The sequence below is a fragment of the bacterium genome (assembly GCA_035529855.1).
Lineage (GTDB): Bacteria > RBG-13-66-14 > B26-G2 > WVWN01 > WVWN01 > WVWN01.
In genome coordinates, this window is sequence record DATKVX010000115.1 from 1 (window position 1) to 3349 (window position 3349).

Here is a 3349-nt window from a genome sequence, read left to right on the forward strand (position 1 = left end):
ATAACTTCGAACCCCGCATCCTCGCGTTCCTGTGCACGTGGTGCAGCTACGCGGGCGCGGACCTGGCGGGCGTCTCGCGGCTGCAGTACCCGCCCAACGTGTGCGTCATCAAGGTGCCGTGCTCGGCTCGAGTGAAGCCGCTGTATTTGATACGCGCCTTGCTGGAGGGGTGGGACGGCGTGCTGGTATCCGGCTGCCACCCGGGCGACTGCCACTACATCGCCGGCAACTACGCCGCGCGGCGCCGCTTCATACTGCTCAAGGATTTCGTGGAGTACTTCGGCCTTGAGCCCGGGCGCGTCAACTTCTCGTGGGTCTCGGCCAGCGAGGGCGGCAAGTACGCCGACGTAATCAAGACGGTCGTAGACCGCATCAAAAAATTGGGGCCGGCGAAGCGTATGGTCAAGCGATATGCGGAACCTGAAGGAGTTTAAACGCTCGTAAAGCTCAAGGAGGGTCGTCAACATGGCCGACGATAAAATAATAGCGTTCTGCGGAATTCTCTGCTCGGAGTGTCCCGCGTTCAAAGCGACGCAGGCGGGCGACGAGGAAGCGCTCGCGAAGCAAGCCGAAGAATGGTCCTCCGAGGACTCCCCCCTCGAGGCGGACGACCTGTTGTGCGACGGCTGCATCTACGAGGACAAGAGGGCCGCCAAGTTCTGTCTGGATTGCGACGTCCGGCAATGCGCCTTCGAGAAGGGCGTCGCAAACTGCGCGTACTGCGACGACTTCCCGTGCGACAAGCTCGAGAAGCCGTGGTCGATGTCGGTCGACGCCAAGACGACGCTGGAGGAAATCCGCCGGATGCTCAAGGGGTCATAATGGCCGACGAAAAGATAATCGCGTTCTGCGGCATAGACTGCGCCGCGTGCCCGGCCTACGTCGGGACGCGAGAGGGCGACGCCGAGCTCCTCGCGAAGACGGCCGCGGAATGGTCGACCGCCGACGAGCCGCTTACGGCGGAAGACCTCATCTGCTACAGCTGCGTCCAAACCGAAAAGCGCCTCTTCACCTGGTGTGCGCAATGTACGATGAAGGACTGCTGCCGCGAGAAGGATATCCCCAACTGCGCGTACTGCGACGAGTACGCGTGCGACGACCTCAAAAAGCTCTGGGATATGGTCGAGTCGCAGGACCCGCGGACGACGCTGGACGACGTACGGCGAGAGGTTAAGAGGCTCTAAGCGGCGCCATTATGACGGTGGAAAAAGAAATCCGAACTAAAGCGCGGGAGCTGCTCGCGTCGGGCGAGGCCGAGGTCGTAATCGGCTTCGCCGCGGGGACTATCCCCCTCACCGCCCGGCCGGCGCTGGTAAAAGACGCGGCCGGCGCCGACAAGTTGATTTGGAACCGGTACTGCGGCGCGGGCCTCGCGCGCTACGTCCTGGGATATATTCGCGACCGCCGCAAGCGGCGCGACTTCGACGCGGCGAAAGCGCGGAAGGTCGCCGTCGTCGCGAAGCCGTGCGACGCCCGGGCGCTGGTGACCTACATCCAGGAGAATCAGTTCGGCCGGGACGGCGTTTACGTCATCGGCGTCAACTGCGCGCCGATGGTGGACCGCGGCAAGGTCTACGAAGCGGTCGGCGCTTACCGCATCGGCGGCGCGAGCGTAGACGGCGACGCCGTCGTCGTGACGACGACCGACGGCGGCGAGGAGCGGCTGCCGCTCGCCGATTGCGTCGACGCGAGCTGCGCCGTTTGCACGCGGCTCGAGCCGCCGCTGGCCGACGTAACCTACGGCGAAGCGGCGCCGCCGCTCGAGGGAGACCCGTACGCGCGCGTCCGCGAGCACGAGGCGCGCGGAACCGACGAACGCTGGGCCTGGATTACCGCGGAGCTGGGCCGCTGCGTCCGCTGCTACGCCTGCCGCCAGGTTTGCCCGGCGTGCTACTGCGAGGAGTGCTTCGCCGAGCAGCGTAACCCGGCGTGGATAGGGCCCGCGACCGCGCCGGAGGACCTGGTCGCTTTTCATTTGGTGCGCGTCTTCCACACCGCGGGGCGGTGCGTCGAGTGCGGCGCGTGCGAGCGCGCGTGCCCGATGAACATACCGCTGCGGGTCCTATCCGCGAAGCTGGTCAAAGACGTCGAGGAAAAGTTCGGCTACGTCGCCGGCGTCAATCCGGAGGAGCCGCCGCCGCTCGCGACGTATAAACCCGACGACCCCAACGAGGATTTTATGTAGATGGCCGCCGTTAAGGTAAAAAGAAAGGACCTACCCAAGCTCTTGGAGACCGCTAAGGCCGCCGGGTACGACGTCTTCGCGCCGGCTCGAGCCGCGGAAGGGTGGGCGTTCGCGCCGTACGAGGGCGGCGACGTCGACCTCGACGGCTACTTGTTGACGACGGCCGGCGTCAAGGGCTTCGCGCTGCCGCAGCTCGAGGCGTTCCTGAGCTACGACGACGACGACGGCCGCCCCGCGCCGGCGCCGGAGGGCAAGCGCCTTCTCGTCGGCGTGCGGCCTTGCGACGCCCGGGCGCTGGCGCTGGTCGACAAGGTTTACCGCGACCGCGGCTTCCGCGACCCGCAGTACCTAGGCCGCCGCGACAACGCGCTGCTCGTCGTGTGGGGGTGCGGCCTACCGGCGCCGACGTGCTTCTGCACCTCGGTGGGCGGCGGCCCGGGCGACGCCTACGGCGCCGACGTGATGGCCTATGAAGCCGGCGACGACCTCCTGCTCGAGGCCGCCTCGAGCAAGGGCGAGGAATTCCTGAAAGCGGCGAAGACCGAAGAAGCGTCCGACGCCGGACTCAAGAAAGCGAAAGCGACCTACGCGAAGGTCGCCGAGGCGATGGCGCCCCTGTGGGACCTGGCGGCCGTCCGTCCCCGGCTCTACGGCAACTTCGACGCCGACGCGTGGGAAGAGGTCGCGTCACGCTGCGTGAGCTGCGGCGCGTGCACGTTCGTGTGCCCGAGCTGCCACTGCTTCGACGTGGCCGACGAGGGCAAGCACGGCCGGGGCCGCCGCCTGCGCTTCTGGGACGCCTGCACGCAATCGCCGTTTACTTTACACGCCTCGGGCCACAACCCGCGGGAGCGCAAGGCCCAGCGCTACCGCCAGCGCGTCCTGCACAAGTTCTACTACTTCCACGACAACTGGGGCGAGAACCTGTGCGTGGGATGCGGCCGGTGCGTCGTCGCGTGTCCGGTCAACGTCGACATCCGCGAGGCCGTGACGCTGGTCGCGGCCGGGGAATAATATGGCGCAAGAAATAAAAAACGCCGCCCTGGCCGAAACGCCGCTGCTGCCGGCGCCGGCGACGCTGGAGCGCGTCGTCGTCGAGACCGACGCCGCGGACCTCAAGAGCTTCTATCTGAAGTTCAATGACGGCCCGCGGTGGGACTACCT

5 protein-coding genes are annotated in these 3349 nt (G+C 66.5%); all 5 read left to right on the top strand.

What is annotated here, in order from left to right:
- The coding region (locus VMX79_11535; GenBank protein ID HUV87730.1) for a hydrogenase iron-sulfur subunit at positions 1-434 on the top strand (434 nt) is incomplete at its 5' end.
- A 31-nt stretch (positions 435-465) separates the two neighbouring features.
- A complete protein-coding gene (locus VMX79_11540; GenBank protein HUV87731.1) occupies positions 466-822 on the top strand; it encodes a DUF3795 domain-containing protein in 357 nt (118 codons plus the stop codon).
- Positions 822-1184: a DUF3795 domain-containing protein gene (locus VMX79_11545; GenBank protein ID HUV87732.1), complete on the top strand. Its 363-nt coding sequence runs from the start codon at positions 822-824 to the stop codon at positions 1182-1184. Before VMX79_11540 ends, VMX79_11545 begins: the two co-directional genes overlap by 1 nt.
- Before the next feature lie 11 nt (positions 1185-1195).
- Positions 1196-2185 carry a Coenzyme F420 hydrogenase/dehydrogenase, beta subunit C-terminal domain gene (locus VMX79_11550; protein HUV87733.1) on the top strand — a complete coding sequence of 330 codons (990 nt, stop codon included), beginning with the start codon at positions 1196-1198 and terminating at the stop codon, positions 2183-2185.
- Positions 2186-3199 carry a 4Fe-4S dicluster domain-containing protein gene (locus VMX79_11555; protein HUV87734.1) on the top strand — a complete coding sequence of 338 codons (1014 nt, stop codon included), beginning with the start codon at positions 2186-2188 and terminating at the stop codon, positions 3197-3199. It abuts the gene before it with no gap.
- Positions 3200-3349: the final 150 nt, after the last annotated feature.